The following is a 20,931-nucleotide window of genomic DNA, read 5'->3' as shown; positions in this document are numbered from 1 at the left end:
TGCAAGATCGGCGGGGTTGTGTGGGTGGCGCGGCTCGTCAGGCGGTGTGGTCGATGACGACCTTGCCGAAGGTGTCGCCGGAGTGCAGGCGAGCGAAGGCCTTCTCGACCTGGCTGAACGGGACCACGCTGTCGACAACGGGGCGTACCGCGTTGTCCGCGCAGAACGCCAGCAGCTCGTACAGCTCGCCCGGGGTGCCCATCGAGGTGCCCAGGATCTCCAGCTGCATCGCGAACACCCGCCGCAGGTTGACTGTCGGCTCGTGACCGGCGGTCGCGCCGGACACCACGATCCGGGCCATCGGCGCGGCCGACTTCAGCGAGTGGTCGAAGGTCGCCGCGCCGACCGTCTCGATCACCACGTCGACCCGTTCCGGCAGCCGGGCACCCGGTTCCACTGCGGTGGCGCCGAGCGCGGCGATCCGTTCCCGCTTGGCGGCGTCGCGGCTCGTCGCGTACACCCGCTTGCCCATGGCGACGGCGAGCGCGACGGCCGCGGTGGCGACGCCGCCGCCCGCGCCCTGCACGAGCACGCTGTCGGCGTCCTCGACGCGGCCCTTGGTGGTCAGCATCCGCCACGCGGTGAGCCAGGCCGTGGGCAGGCACGCCGCGTCGGTCGCCGCCAGGCCGTCGGGCAACGGGACCAGGTTCGACCGGGGTACGGCCACCCGCTCGGCGAGCGTCCCGGCGTAGTGCTCGGAGAGGATCGACACCCCGCGCGGGTCACCAGGGGTGACCACCACCGGGTAGACGACCACCTCGTTGCCCTCGGGGTCCACGGCGACCGCGTCGCAGCCGAGGATCATCGGCAGCTGCGCCTCGGTCAGCCCCACCCCGCGCAGTGACCACAGGTCGTGGTGGTTGAGCGAGCTGGCCCGGACCCGCACCGTCACCCAGTCGTCTTCCGGGAGGGTCGGATCGGGCCGCTCACCCACAGTCAACGCGGACAGTGGGTCGGAGTCGTCGAGGCGGGAGGCGAAGGCAGCACGCATGATCGGCACGGTAACAAGCTGAGCGCTCGTTAAGAAGGGCCCGTACGCACAGGCCGGCCGGCGGCGCATGCTGCGCCCGAGCGCCCCCGGCCCGTGCGGCCTACCGGCGGGCGACTCCGTCGCGGCGGGCGGCCTCGGCGACCGCCTCGGCGACGGCCGGGGCGACACGCGGGTCGAGCGGCGACGGGACGATCGCCTCGGCGGTCAGCGACTCGGCAACCACACCGGCGATGGCGTCCGCCGCGGCGACCTTCATCCCCTCGGTGATCCGGGTGGCGCGGGCGTCCAACGCGCCCCTGAACACGCCGGGAAACGCCAGCACGTTGTTGATCTGGTTGGGGTAGTCGCTGCGCCCCGTGGCGACCACCGCGACGTGCCGGGCGGCCACCTCGGGGTGCACCTCAGGGGTCGGGTTGGCCAGCGCGAACACGATCCCGCCGGGCGCCATCCCGGCGACCGCGGTCTCCGGGATCTGCCCGCCGGAGACGCCGATCAGCACGTCCGCGCCGCGCAACGCCTCGGTGATGTCGCCCTGGCGGCCGTCGGCGTTCGTGGTGGCCGCCAGCTCCGCCTTGGTGCCGGTCAGCTCGGCCCGGTGCCGCCCGATGATCCCCCGCGAGTCGCAGACCACCACCTGGTCGGGGTTGACGCCCCCGGCGATGAGCATCTTCGTCACGGCCACCCCTGCCGCGCCCGCGCCGCTCACCGTGACCCGCAGGTCCCCGAGCTTGCGGTTGAGCAGGGCGGCGGCGTTGCGCAGCGCGGCCAGCACCACGATCGCGGTGCCGTGCTGGTCGTCGTGGAAGACCGGGATGTCGAGCGCCTCGTCCAGCCGGCGCTCCACCTCGAAGCAGCGCGGCGCGCTGATGTCCTCCAGGTTGATCCCGCCGAACGAGGGGGCCAGCGCCCGCACCACCGCGACGATCTCGTCCACGTCCTGGGTGTCCAGGCAGACCGGCACCGCGTCCACGCCGGCGAACTGCTTGAACAGCACCGCCTTGCCCTCCATCACCGGCAGCGCGGCCCGCGGGCCGATGTTGCCGAGCCCGAGCACCGCCGAACCGTCGGTGACCACCGCGACGGCGTGCGCCGCCCAGGTGTAGTCGTCGGCCAGGTCGGGGTCGGCGGCGATCGCCTCACACACCCGGGCAACCCCGGGGGTGTACGCCAGGGAGAGGTCCTCCCGGCTGGTCAGCGGCACCGTCGAGGCGACGGCCATCTTGCCGCCGACGTGCAGCTGGAAGACGGGATCAGCGGGGTCCACGATGGACGAAGACATGGTGGTGACTCCAGGATCTGTCGAGCAGACGGGGCGGCCGGGCCTCGCCGCGAGGTGGGCGGCGAGCGGTGGCACGCGGTGCGGGGGGTCACCCGGGCACTTTCCGAGCATAGTGTCGTCACCTCCGCTCGGATGTGAGCAGGGTCATAACGGTGCGCGGGGCACCCGTCCGGGGCGCGGCCAGTAGCGCGCCACCACCCTGCCCCGCACGTCGGCCACCCCGTACGCCCGGGAGTCGTCGGTGACCAGGTCGTTGTCCCCCCGCAGCCACCACCCGCCGTCCTGCGGCCGGACCGCCCGCTTCACCACCAGCAACTCCGGACGCGTCCGGAACACGGCGACCACCACGTCACCGGGCCGGATCGGGCGCCCACCCGTACGGACCAGCAGCGCGTCGCCGTGCCGCAACGTCGGCGCCATGGACGGGCCGGTCACCGACACGGCCGTCAGCGGACCGCGCAGGAGCGGCACCTCCGTCGGGTGGTCGGCGTCCACTGGTTTCACCTCCAGCCCGTCCGGGGAGCACTGTCAGGAGTAATGTCGCCTTTGATCATCGCAAACTTCCCATGGAGGATCCCGATGCGACTTCCCCGCATCCTTGCGCCCCGCGTCACCGCAAGCGCTCACTGCGACCTGCCGTGCGGCGTCTACGACCCGGCTCAGGCCCGGATCGAGGCCGAGTCGGTCAAAATGATCTGCGAGAAGTACCAGGCGAACACCGACCCGGAGTTCCGCACCCGCGCGATCATCATCAAGGAGCAGCGCGCCGAGCTGGTCAAGCACCACCTGTGGGTGCTCTGGACCGACTACTTCAAGGCGCCCCACTTCGAGAAGTACCCGAACCTGCACACCCTGTTCAACGAGGCCACCAAGCTCGCCGGCGCCGGTGGCGTCAAGGGCAGCCTCGACCCGGCCACCGCCGACCAGCTGCTCGCGAAGATCGACGAGATCGCGAAGATCTTCTGGGAGACCAAGAAGGCGTGACCACTCCGGTCATCCCGACGATCCGGCCGGTACGTCCCGAGGACGTGCCGGCCGTCGTCGCCATGGTGCACGAGTTGGCGGAGTACGAACGCGCTCCGGACGAGTGCCACCTCACCACCGACCAGCTGACCTCGGCCCTGTTCTCGACCGCTCCGGCGCTGTTCGGCCACGTCGCGGTCGACGAGCGCGACGAGCCGATCGGCTTCGCGCTGTGGTTCCTCAACTTCTCCACCTGGGCCGGCGTGCACGGCGTCTACCTGGAGGATCTCTACGTCCGACCGGCGGCCAGGGGCACCGGCGCTGGTCGGCTGCTGCTCGCCACCCTGGCCGACATCTGCGTACGACGCGGCTACCGGCGACTGGAGTGGTGGATGATCGACTGGAATCCGGCAGCCGGGTTCTACGCCTCCATCGGGGCGCAGCAGATGAGCGAGTGGGTGCCCTACCGGCTCAGCGGTGACGCGCTACGCGAGTTGGCCGGTCAGGCCACCGCCGCCAACACGCGTTCCGGCGACTGACCGGGTAGAGTCCCCGACCGGGGGGGATGAGGCGTGACTCAACTGACCGGCCAGCCAACGATCGACGACGATGTGGTGCACCTCACGGTGCCCGCCGACGGCGGTTACCTAGGCGTGCTCCGTACCGCTACCGCCGGCCTCGCGGCCCGGTTGCAGTTCGCGCTCGACGAGATCGAGGATCTGCGGATCGCGGTCGACGAGGCGTGCGCGATGCTGCTCGCCATCGCCACCCGTGACGCCGAGCTGGAGTGCCGCTTCGCCGTCACCGAGGACGCGCTGACGGTCGAGGTGACGGTGCCGACCGTGCGGGGCGCCACCCTGCCCGCCGAGTCGTCCTTCGCCTGGAAGGTGCTCACCGCGCTGACCACGTCGGCGTCCGCCACGGCCGCCGACGGCCGGGCCACGATCTCGCTGCTGACCCGCCGCTCGGGCGGCTACTGACCGGCAGGTCCGGTCACTCGAAGCCGAGAGCCCGGGTCGTCGGAGGGCTCACCAGCAGCCACGCCACGCCCAGGCCGAGTGCCATCAGCGGCACGCCCAGCCACCCCAGCCCGCCCTGGATCATGAACCAGCCGATCGGCAGCAGCATCAGCTGGAGCACGATGGCGGGGGCGCGCGCACCGGCCCGGCGGCGCAGCAACGCACGGCCCAGGGCCCAGAGCACGACAGCCGCCCCGACGGCGAACACCGTCACCAGCACCGCCGACAGCAGGTCGGTGGTGGTGGCCGTGAGGTCCGCCCAGATCAGCCAGAGGGCGATCAGCCCGACGACGACCGCTTCCGCCCACAGGAGCCGGACCGCCCAGCGGAGCGTGACGGGAATCGGGGCCGAGTCGATGGTCACGCGCGCCACGATACCTGGGCTACCGGGAGGTACAGTGCCGCCCATGCGGGCCGTCCTGGTGGTCAATCCGAAGGCCACCACCACCAGCGAACGCAGCCGGGACGTGCTCGTCCGGGCGCTGCGCAGTGAAGTCGATCTGAGCGTGCGCTACACCCGCCGTCGCGGGCACGCCATGGCGCTGGCCCGGGAGGCCGCCGTGGAGGGGGTCGACCTCGTTGTCACCCTGGGTGGCGACGGCACGGTGAACGAGGTGGTGAACGGCCTGATGGCGGCCGAGCCGCCGGCCGGCGCCGCGGGCGCCACGAAGGCGGATCGACTTCCCGCGCTGGCGGCAGTTCCTGGCGGTTCGACGAACGTCTTCGCGCGCGCCGTGGGCCTGCCCCGGGACTGGCCGGAGGCGACCAGCATGATCCTCGAAGGGCTGCGCCTGGGCCGGCACCGGACGGTCGGGCTGGGCCTGGCGGACGACCGCTACTTCACGTTCTGCGCCGGGTTCGGCCTGGACGCCGCGGTCATCCACCGGGTCGAGCAGGCCCGGCGCAAGGGTCGGGTGTCGACTCCGTCGCTCTACCTGCGCTCGATCATGAACCAGTACTTCCTCGCCTCGGACCGGCGGCACCCGGCGATCACACTGGAGCGCCCGGGCGAGGCGCCGGAGGGCGAGCTGGGCACCGTCATCATCCAGAACACGGCGCCGTGGACCTACCTGGGCGACCGGGAGGTGAACCCGAACCCGGAGGCGTCGTTCGACCTCGGGCTCGACGTGCTGGCGTTGCGTCAGCTGCGGGTGGCTAGCACAACACGGACAGTGACGCAGTTCCTGTCCCGGCACCCCGACCCTCGAGGTCGTCAGGTGTTACGGCTCCATGACACGGCGGAGTTCACCCTGCTCTCCGCGCGTCCGCAGGCGTTCCAGCTGGACGGCGACTATCTCGGCGAGCGGGAGAAAGTCAGATTCACATCCGTTCCCGCCGCACTGAGAGTAATCTGCTAGGTCTCGGGTACTGCCCTAGGCCGACGCGGCGCCACACCGCATCGGTGCCGGCGCCGCCACACCGAGAGGCAGGTGCCGGAAATGTCAGCAATGTCACGCGGACTGTACTATATTGATCCTCGGCTGTGGCACGGCGGGTAACCGGGAACGCACCGGAACCCGGACAAATGGGTTGTGGGCTTGCTCACCGCCCGGAGTTTTTCCGAGCGTCACCCTTGACATCGGCAATGTTCGTGAAAGTATTCACAAGCGAACTTGAGTTACCGGGACATTGCCTGGATATGCTCGTCAGGTTGAGCTGTTCCAGCAGGTCCCCGGAGCTAACTGCCTGCTCACGCACTGCCGAATGGACGGACGCGAACTGTCACCGTCGGCATTGCTGATGCATATAGGAAAAGCACGACAAGCAATAATTGCCACCCACCCAGAATGAGGAGTGTTGCCGCCATGGACTGGCGTCACCATGCTGTCTGCCGCGACGAGGATCCGGAGCTGTTCTTCCCTATCGGGACGTCCGGACCGGCTCTCCTGCAGGTCGAGCAGGCCAAGGCCGTCTGCAGGCGCTGCTCCGTGACCGACCAGTGCCTGCAGTGGGCGCTCGAGTCGGGTCAGGACGCCGGCGTCTGGGGCGGGATGAGCGAGGAGGAGCGGCGCGCCGTCAAGCGGCGCGGCGGCCTCCGGGTGCTGCGCGCTCACTCCGCCTGATCCCAACGACACAGCTGCACGCCCCGGTGGGTCCGCCCGCCGGGGCGTTCCGCTGTCCGCAGACAGGTGCGGCGGTGACGGCCCGGAATCACCCGGCCGGCGCCACGACCCGCCCGGACCGGTCGTCGACCCGGCGCAGCACCAGATCAACCACCTCCGGCGCGTCGGTCAACGGCGCGGACACCGCCACCGCACCAGCCGCCCGAGCCGACTCGGCCACCGCGTCGTGGAACAGGCCCGGCGCCAGGAAGTACCCGGCGACCGCCACCCGCCGGGCACCGGCCGCCCGCAACCGGGACACCGCCACACCGGCCCCCGGCGGAGCCGCCGAGGCGTACGACACGCGGCAGGGCACCCCGAACTCGACGCCAAGCGCGTCCGCCACCCGACCCACCGAGCCACGCGCCCGCGCGTCCCTGGTGCCCGCGGCGGCCAGCACCAGCGCATCGAAACGACCAGGGCACACCTCACCGAGGCGACGCCGCAGCCCGGCCAGCAGCGCCGTGTCCACCGACCCGTCCGCCGGGCCGAGCACGCCGGTGACCCGTACCGCCAGCGGTGGCCCGGACCGGGTCGCCTCGGCGACGGCCGCCGGGATGTCCACCCGACTGTGGTACGCGGCGGTCAGCAGCAGCGGCACCAGCACCGCCCGCCGGTGACCGGCCGCCGCCAGGGCACGCAGCACCTCGGTCGGCCCAGGCTCGGTGTGGTCCAGCCAACTCGGCCACACGTCGACGCCGGGGCGGGCCGCCGACACCGCCCGGGCCAACGCCCGGGTGGCCTCGGCCGCCCGCGGATCGCGGCTGCCGTGCGCCACAAGCACCACCGGGTCCGCCCCGCCGGCCGCATCGAGGCCGGTCGGGGGCGACACCGGGGAGGTCAGACGTGCAGTCCGCACTCGGTCTTCTCGAACATGGCCCACCGGCCCGCCCGCGGGTCCTCGCCCGCCTTCGTCCGCCTGGTGCACGGCCAGCAGCCGATCGAGCCGTACCCCTGCTTGAACAGCTCGTTGACAGGCACGTTCCACCTGGCGATGTAGCCGTCCACGTCCGCCTGCGACCACGCCGCGATCGGGTTGACCTTGACCTTGCCGCGACGGGCGTCGAAGGTCACCACTGGCGTGTTGGCGCGGGTCGGTGACTCGTCCCGACGCAGGCCGGCGGCCCACGCGTCGTACCCGGACAGCGCCCGCTCCAACGGCTCCACCTTGCGCAACTGGCAGCAGTCGTCAGGCGACTTGTTGAACAGGCGCGGACCGTACTGGCCGTCCTGCTGCCCCACGGTGAGTCGCGGCCGGATCGACCTGACGTTCACCGGGAGCGTCCGCGCCACCTCGTCGCGCACCCGCAGCGTCTCGGGGAAGTGCAGGCCGGTGTCGAGGAAGACCACGTCGACCCCCGGCGCCACCCGGGACACCAGGTGCGCCAGCACCGCGTCGGCCATCGAACTGGTCACGCAGAACCGGTCGCCGAACGTCTGCGCCGCCCACCTGGCGATCTCCAGCGCCGGAGCGCCCTCCAGGTCCCGGCCGGCCTCCTCGGCCAGCGTGCGCAGCTCGTCCGGGCCGCGCCGGGACGGGTCGACGGGCGTCGGGCCGCCCGGGCCCACCAGGCCCAGGCCTGCGGCGGAGACCAGGCTCATCGGGTCACCGCCCGCGACAGCAGCCCGGTGAACTTCACCGAGAAGACCCGGGCGCAGGCGTGGCACTCCCAGGCGCCGTGCCCCGCCTCGTGCGGCCGCAGGTCCTCCTCGCCGCAGTAGGGGCAGTACAGAGGTGCCGCTCGGTTCTCGCTGCTCACCGCAGTTCCTCCTCGTCGACTCTGATCACCCAGTTGGCGAACGTCTCGCCCTCGCTCCGACCGGCCAGGTAGCGGCGGGCCAGTCGTTCCACGTACTCCGGAAGCTCGTCGGCGGTGGTCTTCAGGCCGCGCAGCTTGCGGCCGAAACCGGCCGTCTGCCCCTGCGCCATGCCCAGGCCGCCGCCGAGGTGCACCTGGAAGCCCTCCACCTGGCGGCCGTCCGGGCCGACCACCAGCTGGCCCTTGAGCCCGATGTCGGCCACCTGCGTGCGCGCGCAGGCGTTCGGGCAGCCGTTGATGTGGATCGAGATGTCCGCGTCGAAGTCGCGCAGCCGCTGCTCCAGCCGGGCCACCAGCTCCTCGCCGCGGGCCTTCGTCTCGACGATGGCGAGCTTGCAGTACTCGATGCCTGTGCATGCCATGGTGCCGCGTCGCCACGCCGACGGACGGGCCTCCAGACCGATCCCGCGCAGCGCGTCGACAAGCGACTCCGTCCGCTCCGACGGCACGTCGAGCACCAGCAGCTTCTGGTACGGGGTCAGCCGTACCCGGTCACTGCCGTGCGCCTGCACCACGTCGGCCAGCTGGGCGAGCTGCCCGCCCGAGACCCGCCCGACCACCGGCGCGGCGCCCACGTAGTACCGCCCGTCGGCCTGCTCGTGCACGCCCACGTGGTCGATCGGCTTCGCCGGCAGCTCCGCCGGCGGCCCGTCGAGCAGCGTCCGACCCAGGTACTCCTTCTCCAGGACCTCGCGGAAACGCTCCACGCCCCAGTCGGCCACCAGGAACTTCAACCGGGCCCTGTTGCGCAGCCGGCGGTAGCCGTAGTCGCGGAAGATCCCGACCACCCCGGCCCACACGTCCGGCACCTCGGCCAGCGGCACCCAGACACCGAGCCGCTGGGCGAGCATCGGGTTGGTGGACAGGCCGCCGCCGACCCAGACGTCGAAGCCGGGGCCGTGCTCGGGGTGCTCCACACCGAGCAGGGCGATGTCGTTCGACTCGTACGGGGTGTCCACCAGCCAGGAGATCGACGTCTTGAACTTGCGGGGCAGGTTGGAGAACTGCTTGTCACCGACGTACCGGGCGACGATCTCGTCGATCGCCGGCGTCGGGTCGAGCACCTCGTCGCGGGCCACCCCGGCGACCGGGCTGCCCAGCACGATCCGCGGGCAGTCGCCGCACGCCTCGGTCGTCTGGAGGCCCACCGACTCCAGACGGCGCCAGATCTCCGGCATGTCCTCGACCCGGATCCAGTGGTACTGGATGTTCTGCCGGTCGGTGATGTCGGCGGTGTCCCTGGCGAACTCCCGGGAGATGTCCGCGATCACCCGCAGCTGGGCCAGGCTGAGCTGCCCGCCGTCGATGCGGACGCGGAGCATGAAGAACTCGTCCTCCAGCTCGTGCGGCTCCAGCACCGCCGTACGCCCGCCGTCGATGCCGGCCTTGCGCTGGGTGTAGAGGCCCCACCAGCGGAACCGGCCGCGCAGATCCTGCGGGTCGATGGAGGCGAAACCGCGGTGCGCGTAGATGGTCTCGATCCGCGCCCGGACGTTGAGCGGGTCGTCGTCCTTCTTGATCCGCTCGTTGGGATTGAGCGGCTCGCGGTGGCCGAGCGCCCACTGACCCTCACCCCGAGGCTTGCGCGGCGCCCGGGCCGGGCGTGCCGTCGAATCTCCGGAACGGGCCGGGATGCTGCTGACCGCCATCGCGGCGTCCTCCGTTGTCTGCTGTGCCTCGGGGTACGCGGGGCGCGGCGGCCGGCCCGGCGAAGCGGGCGGGACAACGGTGTCTTCAGACAGCCGGCGCGGAGCGCGCCCGAGACGGATTGGTCGGGCGTCGTCAGTAGGCCGGACAGATCGCGCTGCGCACGCGGCCGTAATCGACGTGGCGACGTGCCACGAAGCGGCGGACGACAGCGGCGGTCATGTGGTCATGCTGCCACACCCCATGGGGGCCGGCCAATGTCCGCGTGCCGGATCCCACATCACGGGCCAGGCTTAGCCGACCAGTTGGTCACCGAGGACAGTTCGGGCATAACGCACTAGCCTTCCCTGCCGAACACCGGCGATCAGGCCGTTGTCCCGGAGGGTGGTGAGGTGGTGGGAAGCAGTCGCCGGTGCGAGCCCCAGCATCGCGGCCAGCTCCCCGGTGCTCAGCGGCGTGTCGAGCAGTGTGAGCGCCGCCGCCCGCGTCCCGCCGAGCAGGGCGCCCAGTGCGGCGTCCGGCGGAGGCGAGGCCCACAGCCCGCCCAGCCCAGCGGGCGGATAGCAGAGGGCGGGCCCGGCGTCACCTTCCATGATCGCGTGTACGGTCGACCCGGAGAACGAGGTCGGTAGCAGAGTCCACGGGCGTCCGTCCTGATCCCTGGGTCGGGTGGTGCCGACGGCGACGCGCAGCGCCGCGCCGTCCCACCGGATCGACGGGTGCAGCTCGCGCAGCAGCATACGCCCGCCCTGCTCCGCCGCGAGGAGCGTGCGCCGCCGAATGTCGGCCAGCGCGACTGCCCGCAGCCGTGGCCAGTCCGGTGCGATCAGCAGGGTGAAGTACCGGCGAAGCTGCGCGACCAGCTCGTCCGGGGCCAGTCGGGGCGCACCGGCCCGGTCCAGTTGCCGGCGTACCCGGGACGGGTCGGTGTGCGCGACCGCCCGGAGCTCGGCGGCCAGATTGGGGGCTACCCCGACCGGGGTGAGGAAGTCCGGCACGTACCCATTTGACGATCGGAGCACCGCCAGCAACGGCTCCAGCCCGGCACCCGGCAACAGCCGCTCGGCGCGCTCCAGCCATGGACGGTGCATCCAGTACTTCGTCGGTTTACGTAACGCCCAGCTACTTGCCACCAGCTCGGCCAGCGGCGAGTGCACGAACCGGACGCGGCTCAGGTCGTCGGGCGAGAACCGGACCTCGATCATTCACGGATTCGACCACGCTCGAACGGTTCGGCGACAGCGCCGGTGCGACCGAGGATCGGCGCATGGAGTACAGGCAACTGGGCCGGTCGGGCCTGCGCGTGAGCGCGGTCGCGTACGGCAACTGGGTGACCCACGGCAACCAGCTCGACGACGATGCGGCTGCGGCCTGCGTGGCCGCCGCCCTCGACTCGGGCATCACCACCTTCGACACCGCCGACAGGTACGCCCAGGGGCGGGCCGAAGAGGCACTGGGCAAGGCGCTGAGCGGCGTCCGACGCAGCTCCATCGAGTTGTGCACGAAGGTGTGCCTGCCGGTCGGGCCGGGCGCCAACGACGCCGGGCTGTCCCGCAAACACATCCTTGAGAGCTGCCACGCCTCGCTGAACCGGCTGGGCACCGACTACGTCGACCTCTACCAGGCGCACCGGTACGACGACAGCCTGCCGCTGGAGGAGACGATGCTCGCCTTCGCCGACCTGGTCCGTCAGGGCAAGGTTCTCTACGTCGGTGTCTCCGAATGGACTGCCGCCCAGCTGCGCGCGGGTCAGCGACTCGCCGCCGAGCTACGCGTCCCGTTCATCGCCAACCAGCCGCAGTACTCGATGCTGTGGCGGGTGGTGGAGACTGATGTGTCGCCCGCCTGCGCCGAGCTGGGTCTGGGTCAGCTCGCCTGGGCGCCGCTCGCGATGGGCGTGCTGACCGGGAGGTACCAACCCGGTCACCGTCCGCCGGCCGGCTCCCGCGCGGCGGACGGCTTCGGTGGGTCGTTCATCGCCCGCTACTCGTCCGAACTGCTGCTGTCCCGGGTACGCCAGCTCCGGCCGATTGCCGAGGCGGCCGGCTGCACGATGGCCCAGTTGGCGGTGGCGTGGGTACTGCACCGACCGACCGTGGCCGGTGCGATCGTCGGCGCGTCCCGGCCCGAGCAGCTCGCCGAGACGGCCGAGGCCGTGACGGTACGCCTCGATGACGAGCTGCTGGCAAGGATCGACGCGGTGCTCGACGACCTGATCGAACGTGATCCGGCGAAGACCGCCCGACCGAACGACGTAATGCCCGCCTGGCGTCCGTCACCTGCCCCGGGCTGAGGCCCACGGACGGCGGGATCATGGCAGGCTCGGATGGTGGGGCAATTGTCCGAGAGGTCGGCCGGGGCGGCGCGGAACCACCTGCGCCGTACCCCGGTCTGGCTTCCCCCGGCGCTGCTCACTCTGGCGGTGACGTCGACCGGGCTCGGGTCGGCCCAGCTCTGGCGCGACGAGTTGGCCACCTGGAGCGCGGCCACCCGATCCCCCGGCGAGCTGGCCCGGCTGGCCGGCACCATCGACGCCGCCACCGGCCCGTACTACCTGCTCATGCACGGCTGGACGAGCGTCGCCGGCGATTCCACGGTCGCCCTGCGCCTGCCTGCGGTGCTGGCGATGACCGTGGCCGCCGGACTGCTCGCCGTCGTCGGCGCGGCGCTTGTCGACAGGCGGGCCGGCCTCTTCGCGGGGTTGCTGTTCGCGGTGCTCCCCGGCACCTCCCGCTACGGGCAGGAGGCCCGCCCGTACGCCCTCGCCACGATGCTCGCGGTGCTCGCGACCCTGTTGCTGGTCACCGCGCTGCGCCGGCCGAGCTGGGCCCGTTGGGCCGGGTACGCCGCCGCCGTCACCGCCCTCGGTCTGATCCACCTGATCGCGCTGACGCTGCTCGCCGCGCACGCGCTTGTCGTCCTGGTCGCCTGGTGGCGCGGACCCACGGTGGCGGGCATCTCCACTCCGGCGGGCAACTCCACGGCGGCGGATCGCCCCGCTGGGCCGGACCGGCGGTTGTGGCGCTGGGTGGTGGCAGTGCTGCCGGCCGCGCTGATCGCAGGTCCGCTGCTGGTCAAGGCCCGGACACAGCAGTCCCGGCAGTTGAACTGGGTCCATCTGGCCCAGCTGGACGATCTGAGCGCGCTGCCCGGCGGCGTGACCCAGAGCGGCGTGGTGGGTGGCCTGCTGGTCGGCGTCGCCACGCTCGGCGTGGCCCGGCTCGGACGGCGGGCACTGCTGCCGCTGAGCGCGGTGCTGCTGCCGGTCCTGCTGCTCTTCGCCGCCGGTGGGGTCGTACCCCTGTGGGTGCCCCGGTATCTGGTCTTCGTGGTGCCCTTCGCCTGCCTGCTGGCCGGCGCGGCGCTGGGCGCGGTGGCCGCGCCGGCCGCGCTGGCCGTGGTGGTCCTGGCCGGGCTGCTCGGGCTGCCCGACCAGGCCGCGCTGCGGCGGACCCACGAGTGGCCGCGCAGCGCGCCGGTGGACTACGCGGGCGCGGCGCGGGTCATCGCCGAGGGGCAGCGGCCGGGGGACGCGGTGGTGTACTCCCCCCGGCACAGCTGGCTCTTTCTCGACCTGGGCATCGAGTACCACCTGGGTGACCCGCCGCGCGACGTGCTGGTCACCGAGGACGAGGTCCACCGGGGCGACCTGTGGGCCGCCGAGTGCCCCCGGCCTGCGCAGTGCCTGGCCGGCACGGAACGGGTGTGGCTGGTCGTCGCCGGTCGGCACAGCGAGCCGCTGGCCACCGTCTCCGGCGCCAAGGGCAACGCGCTGCGCGAGGACTTCACCGTCGCGCGGGTCTGGCAGCGCCCTGGCCTGACCGTCGCACTGCTGACCAACCGCCCCGGCCACTGAGCCGGCGCAGCGTGACGGCGGCCCGGAGACAGCGTCATCGGCCTGAGTCAGTCCCGGCCCGACGACAACCCAGCCGCGACACACTGCAACCGGCCGCGACAGCGGCAGGAGTGGGCCACGCCGGGGCAGTCGGCCGGGCGGCCGGAACGGCCGGCTCCGAGGGCGGCACCAGGCGGCGGGTCAGGCTGGCGCGCGGCCCTCGTGGGCGTTGCGGGCCAGCGGAACGACGAGCACCGCCTCGGTGCCACCGTTGGCGCCCGCGCGCAGTTCGATGGTGCCGCGCAGTTCCCCGGTGACCAGGGCCCGGACGATCTGCAGACCGAGTCGGCTGCCGCGCTCGGCGTCGAAGTCCGGTGGCAGCCCACGCCCGTTGTCGGCCACCGAGACGTGCAACATCTTGCGGAACCGGTGCGCCGAGACCACCACCTCCGGTCGCACCGACGGATCGGCGTCCGGGACGACGGCCGGCGTCACATTCGCGGCGGGGACGGATGGCTCGTCCGCCTCGTCCGAGGGTGGGAAGCCGTGCTCGACGGCGTTGAGCAGCAACTCGTTGAGGACCATCACCAGCGAGGTGGCGATCTCCGCCGGCAGCACACCGAAGCTGCCCCGCCGGCGCATGCCGACGCTCACCTCGGTCGCCGCTACCTCGGTGGCCGCGCTCGCCACCCGGTCGACGATGCCGTCGAACTCGACAGCCTCGTCGCTGGACATGGAGAGCGTCTCGTGCACCAGGGCGATCGAGGCGACCCGTCGTACCGATTCCTCGAGCGCGACGCGGGCCTCCGGCATGGACACCCGGCGGGCCTGCAAGCGCAGCAGGGCGGCCACCGTCTGGAGGTTGTTCTTCACCCGGTGGTGGATCTCCCGGATGGTGGCGTCCTTCGTGATCAACGCCCGGTCCCGGCGACGGACCTCGGTGATGTCCCGGACCAGCACCAGCGCGCCGATCGGCACCCCGGCGGGCATCAGCGGCAGCGCCCGGGTGAGCATCGTGGCGCCACGTGCGTCGATCTCCCGCCGGGGCGGCGCCTCCCCGCGCAGCGCGGCCAGGATGCCTGTCGCCGCCTCGGTGCCGTCCAACGGGTCACCGGCCAGCCTGCGGTGCAGCGCGGCCAGGTCCTCGCCCACCAGGTGGGAGGCGTAGCCCAACCGGCGGTACGCGGACTGCGCGTTCGGGCTCGCGTAGGTGACCTTGCCGCCGGCGTCCAGCCGAACCAGGCCGTCACCGACCCGGGGCGCGGAGGTGGTCTCGCCCGGGTGTCGCGGCGGCGGGAAGGTGCCGTCCGCGATCATCTGGGCCAGGTCGTCGGCGGTGGTCAGGTAGTTCAGCTCCAGCTGGCTGGGCGTACGCGCCGTGGAGAGGTTGGTGTCCCGCCCCACCACGGCGATCACCTCGCCCGCCTCACCCTCGGCGGTACGCAGCCGGACCGGGATCGCCTCATGCCGGGCCGGCACGTCGCCGTACCAGACCGGGTCGCCCTCGCGCCAGATCCGGCCCTGGGAGTACGCCACCCCCAGGTGCGCCACCTCCGGTCCGCCGACGATCCGCCCCACCTGGTCGTCCTGGTACGCGGTGGGCGCGGTCGTCGGGCGGACCTGGGCGACGCAGAGGAACGTGCCGTCCGCGTCGACCGGCACCCAGAGCAGCAGGTCGGCGAAGGACAGGTCGGACAGCAGCTGCCAGTCGCCGGCGATCCGGTGCAGGTGGTCGATGTCGGCCGGACGGAGACGGGTGTGCTCCTCGGCGAGGTCGCGCAGCGTGGACACGGGGACCAGCGTGCCACGCCACGCCTCACATCGTCGCGGTGACCTTCTTCAGGCCGCGCGGCGCGTCCGGATCCTCGCCCCTGGTGAGCGCCAGCGCCAGCGCGAGGCGCTGCAACGGCAGGATGTCCAGCAGCGGGGCGTACCGTTCGTCGACCTCGGGAACGGCGAGCCGGGTCGCGCCCGAAACGTCTGCGGAGCCCACCACCACCACGTCGGCGCGGCGTTCACCGAGGCGGGGCAGCACCTCCCCCATCGACCGGCCGCCGGGGCCGGAGCCGACCACGGCGAGCACCGGCACCTCCGGGTCCGTCATGGCCAGCGGCCCGTGCAGCAGGTCGGCGCCGGAGAAGGCGAGCGCCGGCAGGTACGAGGTCTCCATCAGCTTCAGCGCCGCCTCCCGCGCGGTCGGGTACGCGTACCCCCGGCCGGTGGTGACCAGTTGCCGCGCGAAGCGGTAGCGCGGCGCGAGCCGGGCCGGGGTGTCGTCGGCCAGGGTGCGGGCGGCCAGGTCGGGTAGCGCGGCGAGCGCCTCCCGTTCGGCGGCCGGGAGTACGCCGTCGCCGGCCCGGACGCCCTCGACCAGCATCAGCAGGGCGAGCAGTTCGGCGGTGTACGTCTTGGTGGCGGCCACCGCCCGTTCGTGGCCGGCGGCGATGTCGATGCTCAGTTCGGCCACGTCGGCCAGCGGCGAGTCCGGGGCGTTGGTCACCGCGAGGGTCAGCGCGCCGGAGGCCCGGGCGGCGCGCAGCACCTCGGCCAGGTCGGGCGAGCCGCCACTCTGGCTGACGCCTACGACGAGCGCGTCGGACAGGTCGGGGCGGGCGCCGTAGAGGGTGACGACGCTGGGCGAGGCGAGCCCGGCGGGCAGGCCGAGCCGGATCTCGGTGAGGTACGCCCCGTAGAGGGCGGCGTGGTCGGAGGTGCCGCGGGCGGTGAAGACCACGTGCCGCGGGCGGCGTTCGGCAACTGCTGCCGCGACCCGGGCGATCTCCCCGGCGTTGGCGGCGGACAGCAGACGCTCGTAGCCGGCCGGCTGCTCATCGATGTCGGCGGCCATCCCGGCCCCTGCACGTGTCACTGACACTCCCCTCCTGCGCGATTGCCGCGCGTTTCCTGCTCAGTCTTGCACCTTTCAAGGCAACTGAGCAATCGAACGAGCAGTAGTGCGCAGTTGATCACCTAATCATCCCAATATCAACTACAGTTGGCCCGCTCTGTCAGCTGTACCTGCGACGAGAGGACACCGTGCCCGAGGGAAGGGACGACCCCGCGCTCTCCGCGACGGAGGAGCTGGCCCTTGCCCGGCTGGCGCTGGACGAGGGCGACCTGCACCACGCCGCCGGCCATCTCGCCGGCGCGCTGGCCCGCGCACCCACCCTGCCGGAGGTGCACGAGACGCTGGCCCGGCTGGCCGCCGCCAGCGGAGGCGGGCTCGACCTCTTCCCGATCAACCACCACACCTTCGTCGGCGCGGTCGTCGCCCGCGCCCACCTGCTGGCTGCCACCGGCCGACCCGCCGAGGGGCTCGAACTGCTGGCCGCCGCGACCGGGTACGCCCCCGGCACCGAGTGGGCCGCCGTTCCCTGGGTGACCACACCCGAACTCGCCGAGCGGCTCGACCCGGAGCACACCGCCCGGATCCTCATGCAGGTCTGCTCCGCGCTGCCCGACCCGGTGCCCCGGATCGGTAGGGCGGCCCTGGCGCCGTACCTCACGCTGGCCCGCAACGCGGTCACCGTCCGCCCCGACCACGGCCTGCTGCTGGGTGCGGCGTCCGCGCTGGCCCGGCGCCTCGGCGAGGTCGCGCTGGCGATCCGGTGGGCCGCCCGGGGCGTACGCGCGCAGCCGTCGAAGATGGGCGAGGTCTGGCTCGGGTACGCGTACCGCAGCGCGGGCCGGACCCGCGACGCCCTCGCGGCCCTCAACCGGGCTGTCGCGCTGGACCCCGACGACCTCGCCGTCTACGCGGACATCGCCGGCACCCTCGCCGAGACCGGCCGGCTCGACGAGGCGTTGGAGTGGACCGAGCGGGCACTGGCCAAGGACCCGTCGTTCGACTGCGCGGTGCACACCGCCCACCGCCTGCGGCATCTGCGCGACGGCGACCTGGCCCATCTCGTCGCGCTCGCCGACTTCGTCAGGGACCACCCGGACGACAGCCACGAGCACGGCGACCTGGCCCAGTGCTGTCGGGGCCGGCCCTGGCTCGGACAGCTCACGCCCGCCGGTGGCCCGCTCATCGACGCGATGCGCCGGGCGGTGGCCGACGACGACAACGGCATGGGCAGCGCCGTCCGGTTGGCGGCGGCCGCGCCGCCGAGCGCCGTGCGGACGGTCACGTCGACGGCGCCCGGGCTACGGATCGAGATCACCGGCACGCCGGAGCCGGACCCGCGCGAACCCCGCCGGGTGTCCGCCCAGCGGTTGTGGGACTACGCGGACAGCGTCCCGACGCCCGCGCTGCCGGAGCCCTCGGCGGCGGCGGTCGAGCGGATCGGGCAGGTCGCTCACCCGGCGTGGCCGCATCCCCCGGCGGCGTACGACGCGGCTGTCGGCCTGGCCGGCCTCGACGTGGCCGATCTGCTCGGCCTGCTGGTGCACCCGCCGGCGGCGCCCGCCAACGCGGTGGGCCGACTGCTGGCCGCGCACGACCCGTCGGTCTGGGTACGCGGCGTGCAGGTGTGGGCGTGCCTGGGTCTGTTGCACCACCGCACCGACGAGCCGTGGGACACCTCGACGCGACGCCGGGTGCTGGTGGACCTGGTCTGGGGCGTGGAGGACTGGATCACGGAGGCGGCGCTGTTCGCCCTGGTCACCGCCGCCTGGGTGGATCCGCAGGTACGACCGGACGTGGCACGCGTGGTGGCTGAGCGGCTGGCCGACGCGGCAGCCGTGGCCCGCGCGAGACCGGTACCGATCGCCACCTCGCTGGCCCACCTGGCGCTGGCCGCCCCGGCCCTGGACGCCACCACCGCGGCCCTGGCCACCGAACTGTTGGCCGACCGCCGGTCCCACCAGACCCTGCCCCGCCCCCGCAACCCGCTACGGCGTCTCTGGCAGCGCCTCACCCGCCGCCCCTGACCCCGCGATCTTGCGGTTGCCGTCGCCGCCGTGTGGCGTTCCGCCGGTTCTGCCCGGACCGAAAGTGCAAGATCGCGGGGGTCGGGGGGTGGGTCAGGCCACCGGGGCCTTGCCGAGGGCCACCTCGGCCTCCTCCTCCGGGGAGGCCTGCGGTGGGGCCTCGTTCGCCGTCCGCAGTGGGATCTCCTTGATGAACCAGGCGAGCACCGGGATGGCGATGGTGAACAGCACCGCCCAGAGGAATACGTGCGAGATGGCGTCGGCGAGCCCACCGAGCACCAGCTCCCGCGCCTGGGCGGGCAGCTGCTTGAGCTTCTCCAGGTCCATCTCGGCGCCGGACTTGCCACCGAGCGCGCCGCCCGCGCTGGAGCTGGCCAGCCGGTTGGCGAAGATCGCGCCGAACAGCGAGATGCCGAACGAACCGCCGATCGACCGGAAGAAGGTGGCCGCGCCGCTGGCCGCACCCAGGTCCTTCTGCTCCACGCTGTTCTGCGCGATGAGCATCGAGGTCTGCATGAGGAAGCCCATGCCGACGCCGAGCACGACCATGTAGAGCGAGGACTGCAGCTTGCTGGTGTCGGTGTCAAGCATGGACAGCAGCGCCATGCCCCCGGTCATCACCACGCCGCCGATGATCGGGTACGCCCGGTACCTGCCGTTCTTCGTGATCGCCCGGCCGATGACCAGCGAGACGACGAGCATGCCGAACATCAGCGGCAGGAGCAGCAGACCGCTGTTCGTCGCCGACGCCCCCTGCACGGTCTGCTGGTAGAGCGGCAGGAAGTTCATCGCGCCGAACATCGCGAAACCGAGCAGGAAGCCGATCACCGAGATCAGCGCGAAGTTGCGGTTGGCGAACAGCGCCAGCGGCAGGATCGGTTCCGGAACCCGGCGCTCGACCAGGCCGAACGCCACGAGGGCGAGCGCGGCCAGCACGGCCAGACCGAGGATCTGCGGTGAGGTCCAGTCGTACTGGTTGCCGCCCCAGGTGGTGATCAGCACGATCGCGGTGATGCCGACCGAGAGCAGCCCGGCGCCGAGCCAGTCGATCCGGTGCTCGGTGCGGTACTTCGGCAGGTGCATCGTGGTGATCAGCACGAGCAGCGCGACGCCGCCGAGCGGCAGGTTCACGTAGAACGCCCAGCGCCAGGAGAGGTGGTCGGTGATGAAGCCGCCGACCAGCGGGCCGGCCACCATGGCGATGGCCATGATGCCGGCGATCATGCCCTGGTAGCGCCCACGCTCGCGGGGCGGGACCAGGTCACCGATGATCGCCATCACGCCGACCATGAGGCCGCCGGCGCCCAGGCCCTGCACGGCCCGGAACGCGATGAGCTGCACCATGCCGTCCTGCGGGCCGCCGAACATGCCCGAGCCGGCCATGCCGCAGAGGGCCGAGCCGACGAGGAAGACGACCACCGAGGTCAGGAAGACCGACTTGCGGCCGTAGAGGTCACCGAGCTTGCCCCAGATCGGGGTGGAGACGGTGGTGCCCAGGACGTACGCGGTGACGACCCAGGTGAAGTGGTCGAGGCCGCCGAACTCGCCGACGATCCGCGGTAGCGCGGTGCTGACGATCATGTTGTCGAGCATCGCGAGCATCATCGCGATCATCAGCCCGAACAGCACGACCCTCACGTTGGGTCGTGCGCCGGCCTGGGTTGCCTGAGTCATGGGTAAGCTCCCCCCGAGGATTGCCGCACTTACTTGCCGCCCGGCTAGTCACCTTACTAGCCGCACGGTAAGTTGGGTAGCAAGAACGGGTCAAGCCAATTGGAGGGCGTGCGTGAGCGAGAGCACAGGCGGGACGCGGGAGCGCATCAAGGCCGTCGCTCTCGAGCTCTTCACCGAGCAGGGGTACGAGAAGACCTCGCTCCGGGAGATCGCCGAGCGGCTCAACGTCACGAAGGCCGCCCTCTACTACCACTTCAAGAGCAAGGACGACATCGTCGCCAGCTTCGTCGAGGACCGGCTGAAGCAGATGGACGAGCTGAACTCCTGGGCCGAGACGCAGCCGCCGACCCTGACCACCCGACGTGTGCTGATCTCCCGCTACGCCGACACGATGTTCGGCGGCGACATGCCGTCGGTGATGCGTTTCTTCGAGCAGAACCAGACAGTGCTCAAGAGTCTCTCCTCCGGCCAGCAGATGCGCGGCCGGCTGATGCAGCTCGCCAACGCGCTCTGCCGGGGCGACGACTCCCCCGCCGCGCAACTGCGCGCCGCCCTGTCGCTGTTCGCGGTGCACACCAGCTGGTTCGCCGTACGCGCACCGAACCTGACCGACGCGGACCGCCGCCGGCTCGCGTTGGAGGTGGCCGACGAACTGCTGGCCGCGATCGGCGGGGCGCCCGACGAGACGGCGGCCACCGCCAGCTCGGGCGGCACGCCCGGCTGACCGGC

At 72.2% G+C, this 20,931-nt stretch carries 21 protein-coding genes; 9 read left to right on the top strand and 12 right to left on the bottom strand.

Features of this window, described 5'->3' with window-relative positions; genetic code table 11:
• Nucleotides 1–37: 37 nt before the first annotated feature.
• The 3 genes from ACZ6N8_RS20640 to ACZ6N8_RS20630 all read right to left on the bottom strand — a co-directional run bounded on the left by ACZ6N8_RS20640 (nucleotide 38) and on the right by ACZ6N8_RS20630 (nucleotide 2,765).
• On the bottom strand, nucleotides 38–1,000 hold the full coding sequence (locus ACZ6N8_RS20640) for a zinc-binding dehydrogenase (protein ID WP_466011971.1): 963 nt from the start codon (nucleotides 998–1,000) through the stop codon (nucleotides 38–40).
• A gap of 91 nt (nucleotides 1,001–1,091) precedes the next feature.
• Nucleotides 1,092–2,270 (bottom strand): NAD(P)-dependent malic enzyme, encoded by a 1,179-nt coding sequence (locus ACZ6N8_RS20635; protein WP_466011969.1) that lies wholly within the window; start codon nucleotides 2,268–2,270, stop codon nucleotides 1,092–1,094.
• Between the two features lie 144 nt (nucleotides 2,271–2,414).
• Entirely contained in the window at nucleotides 2,415–2,765 is a 351-nt protein-coding gene (locus ACZ6N8_RS20630; protein ID WP_466011968.1) for a S24/S26 family peptidase, read from the bottom strand.
• Between the two features lie 84 nt (nucleotides 2,766–2,849).
• Between ACZ6N8_RS20630 and sodN the strand changes: the two genes are divergently transcribed.
• The 3 genes from sodN to ACZ6N8_RS20615 are packed head-to-tail and all read left to right on the top strand — an operon-like array spanning nucleotide 2,850 to nucleotide 4,213.
• Nucleotides 2,850–3,254, top strand: coding sequence for a superoxide dismutase, Ni (sodN, locus tag ACZ6N8_RS20625; protein WP_364374146.1), 405 nt, complete (start codon nucleotides 2,850–2,852; stop codon nucleotides 3,252–3,254).
• Complete coding sequence (locus tag ACZ6N8_RS20620) at nucleotides 3,251–3,772, top strand: GNAT family N-acetyltransferase (RefSeq protein WP_364374149.1); 522 nt, start codon at nucleotides 3,251–3,253, stop codon at nucleotides 3,770–3,772. Before sodN ends, ACZ6N8_RS20620 begins: the two co-directional genes overlap by 4 nt.
• Nucleotides 3,773–3,805: 33 nt before the next feature.
• Nucleotides 3,806–4,213 (top strand): ATP-binding protein, encoded by a 408-nt coding sequence (locus tag ACZ6N8_RS20615; protein ID WP_466011965.1) that lies wholly within the window; start codon nucleotides 3,806–3,808, stop codon nucleotides 4,211–4,213.
• A 13-nt stretch (nucleotides 4,214–4,226) separates the two neighbouring features.
• On the opposite strand, the gene ACZ6N8_RS20610 is transcribed toward ACZ6N8_RS20615, so the two are convergent.
• A complete protein-coding gene (locus ACZ6N8_RS20610) occupies nucleotides 4,227–4,616 on the bottom strand; it encodes a hypothetical protein (protein ID WP_364374155.1) in 390 nt (129 codons plus the stop codon).
• A gap of 43 nt (nucleotides 4,617–4,659) precedes the next feature.
• On the opposite strand from ACZ6N8_RS20610, the gene ACZ6N8_RS20605 reads away from it, so the two are divergent.
• Both ACZ6N8_RS20605 and ACZ6N8_RS20600 read left to right on the top strand, forming a co-directional pair.
• Nucleotides 4,660–5,610: a diacylglycerol/lipid kinase family protein gene (locus ACZ6N8_RS20605; RefSeq protein WP_466011963.1), complete on the top strand. Its 951-nt coding sequence runs from the start codon at nucleotides 4,660–4,662 to the stop codon at nucleotides 5,608–5,610.
• A 447-nt stretch (nucleotides 5,611–6,057) separates the two neighbouring features.
• On the top strand, nucleotides 6,058–6,315 hold the full coding sequence (locus ACZ6N8_RS20600; protein ID WP_007072794.1) for a WhiB family transcriptional regulator: 258 nt from the start codon (nucleotides 6,058–6,060) through the stop codon (nucleotides 6,313–6,315).
• An 88-nt stretch (nucleotides 6,316–6,403) separates the two neighbouring features.
• Here the strand turns inward: ACZ6N8_RS20600 and ACZ6N8_RS20595 are convergent, their stop codons facing one another.
• From ACZ6N8_RS20595 to ACZ6N8_RS20575, 5 genes are all read right to left on the bottom strand, one after another.
• Complete coding sequence (locus ACZ6N8_RS20595) at nucleotides 6,404–7,213, bottom strand: sirohydrochlorin chelatase (protein ID WP_466011961.1); 810 nt, start codon at nucleotides 7,211–7,213, stop codon at nucleotides 6,404–6,406.
• The gene (locus tag ACZ6N8_RS20590) at nucleotides 7,195–7,956 is read right to left on the bottom strand and encodes a phosphoadenylyl-sulfate reductase (RefSeq protein WP_466011959.1); all 762 of its coding nucleotides are present in this window, start codon (nucleotides 7,954–7,956) and stop codon (nucleotides 7,195–7,197) included. Before ACZ6N8_RS20590 ends, ACZ6N8_RS20595 begins: the two co-directional genes overlap by 19 nt.
• Nucleotides 7,953–8,114, bottom strand: a complete 162-nt coding sequence (locus ACZ6N8_RS20585; RefSeq protein ID WP_167517323.1) for a hypothetical protein — start codon at nucleotides 8,112–8,114, stop codon at nucleotides 7,953–7,955. Before ACZ6N8_RS20585 ends, ACZ6N8_RS20590 begins: the two co-directional genes overlap by 4 nt.
• Entirely contained in the window at nucleotides 8,111–9,823 is a 1,713-nt protein-coding gene (locus ACZ6N8_RS20580; protein WP_466011957.1) for a nitrite/sulfite reductase, read from the bottom strand. Before ACZ6N8_RS20580 ends, ACZ6N8_RS20585 begins: the two co-directional genes overlap by 4 nt.
• A 291-nt stretch (nucleotides 9,824–10,114) precedes the next feature.
• Entirely contained in the window at nucleotides 10,115–11,026 is a 912-nt protein-coding gene (locus ACZ6N8_RS20575; RefSeq protein WP_466011955.1) for an ArsR/SmtB family transcription factor, read from the bottom strand.
• Between the two features lie 62 nt (nucleotides 11,027–11,088).
• Here ACZ6N8_RS20575 and ACZ6N8_RS20570 point away from each other — a divergent pair, with 62 nt between their 5' ends.
• Entirely contained in the window at nucleotides 11,089–12,114 is a 1,026-nt protein-coding gene (locus ACZ6N8_RS20570) for an aldo/keto reductase family protein (protein WP_466011953.1), read from the top strand.
• Between the two features lie 33 nt (nucleotides 12,115–12,147).
• On the top strand, nucleotides 12,148–13,677 hold the full coding sequence (locus ACZ6N8_RS20565; protein ID WP_466011952.1) for a glycosyltransferase family 39 protein: 1,530 nt from the start codon (nucleotides 12,148–12,150) through the stop codon (nucleotides 13,675–13,677).
• A gap of 180 nt (nucleotides 13,678–13,857) precedes the next feature.
• Here ACZ6N8_RS20565 and ACZ6N8_RS20560 read toward each other — a convergent pair whose 3' ends face one another.
• Together ACZ6N8_RS20560 and ACZ6N8_RS20555 are read right to left on the bottom strand one after the other, a co-directional pair.
• Entirely contained in the window at nucleotides 13,858–15,447 is a 1,590-nt protein-coding gene (locus tag ACZ6N8_RS20560) for a histidine kinase N-terminal domain-containing protein (RefSeq protein WP_466011951.1), read from the bottom strand.
• A 25-nt stretch (nucleotides 15,448–15,472) separates the two neighbouring features.
• On the bottom strand, nucleotides 15,473–16,504 hold the full coding sequence (locus ACZ6N8_RS20555; RefSeq protein WP_387121076.1) for an SIS domain-containing protein: 1,032 nt from the start codon (nucleotides 16,502–16,504) through the stop codon (nucleotides 15,473–15,475).
• A gap of 188 nt (nucleotides 16,505–16,692) precedes the next feature.
• Here ACZ6N8_RS20555 and ACZ6N8_RS20550 point away from each other — a divergent pair, with 188 nt between their 5' ends.
• Nucleotides 16,693–18,528, top strand: a complete 1,836-nt coding sequence (locus ACZ6N8_RS20550) for a tetratricopeptide repeat protein (protein ID WP_466011950.1) — start codon at nucleotides 16,693–16,695, stop codon at nucleotides 18,526–18,528.
• A gap of 93 nt (nucleotides 18,529–18,621) precedes the next feature.
• Here the strand turns inward: ACZ6N8_RS20550 and ACZ6N8_RS20545 are convergent, their stop codons facing one another.
• Nucleotides 18,622–20,202, bottom strand: a complete 1,581-nt coding sequence (locus tag ACZ6N8_RS20545; RefSeq protein WP_466011948.1) for an MDR family MFS transporter — start codon at nucleotides 20,200–20,202, stop codon at nucleotides 18,622–18,624.
• Nucleotides 20,203–20,314: 112 nt separating this feature from the next.
• Here ACZ6N8_RS20545 and ACZ6N8_RS20540 point away from each other — a divergent pair, with 112 nt between their 5' ends.
• A complete protein-coding gene (locus ACZ6N8_RS20540) occupies nucleotides 20,315–20,926 on the top strand; it encodes a TetR/AcrR family transcriptional regulator (RefSeq protein ID WP_466011946.1) in 612 nt (203 codons plus the stop codon).
• Nucleotides 20,927–20,931 lie beyond the last annotated feature (5 nt).

The sequence above is a fragment of the Micromonospora sp. NPDC047521 genome (assembly GCF_055587305.1).
This window is presented reverse-complemented; position numbering and strand designations above follow the sequence as displayed.

Bases quoted from the DNA above. Each gene is read 5' to 3' on its own strand.
- ACZ6N8_RS20635 (WP_466011969.1), bottom strand. From the start codon at position 2,270: ATGTCTTCGTCCATCGTGGACCCCGCTGATCCCGTCTTCCAGCTGCAC.
- sodN (WP_364374146.1), top strand. From the start codon at position 2,850: ATGCGACTTCCCCGCATCCTTGCGCCCCGCGTCACCGCAAGCGCTCAC.
- ACZ6N8_RS20605 (WP_466011963.1), top strand. From the start codon at position 4,660: ATGCGGGCCGTCCTGGTGGTCAATCCGAAGGCCACCACCACCAGCGAA.
- ACZ6N8_RS20600 (WP_007072794.1), top strand. From the start codon at position 6,058: ATGGACTGGCGTCACCATGCTGTCTGCCGCGACGAGGATCCGGAGCTG.
- ACZ6N8_RS20590 (WP_466011959.1), bottom strand. From the start codon at position 7,956: ATGAGCCTGGTCTCCGCCGCAGGCCTGGGCCTGGTGGGCCCGGGCGGC.
- ACZ6N8_RS20580 (WP_466011957.1), bottom strand. From the start codon at position 9,823: ATGGCGGTCAGCAGCATCCCGGCCCGTTCCGGAGATTCGACGGCACGC.
- ACZ6N8_RS20575 (WP_466011955.1), bottom strand. From the start codon at position 11,026: ATGATCGAGGTCCGGTTCTCGCCCGACGACCTGAGCCGCGTCCGGTTC.
- ACZ6N8_RS20570 (WP_466011953.1), top strand. From the start codon at position 11,089: ATGGAGTACAGGCAACTGGGCCGGTCGGGCCTGCGCGTGAGCGCGGTC.
- ACZ6N8_RS20565 (WP_466011952.1), top strand. From the start codon at position 12,148: ATGGTGGGGCAATTGTCCGAGAGGTCGGCCGGGGCGGCGCGGAACCAC.
- ACZ6N8_RS20555 (WP_387121076.1), bottom strand. From the start codon at position 16,504: ATGGCCGCCGACATCGATGAGCAGCCGGCCGGCTACGAGCGTCTGCTG.
- ACZ6N8_RS20545 (WP_466011948.1), bottom strand. From the start codon at position 20,202: ATGACTCAGGCAACCCAGGCCGGCGCACGACCCAACGTGAGGGTCGTG.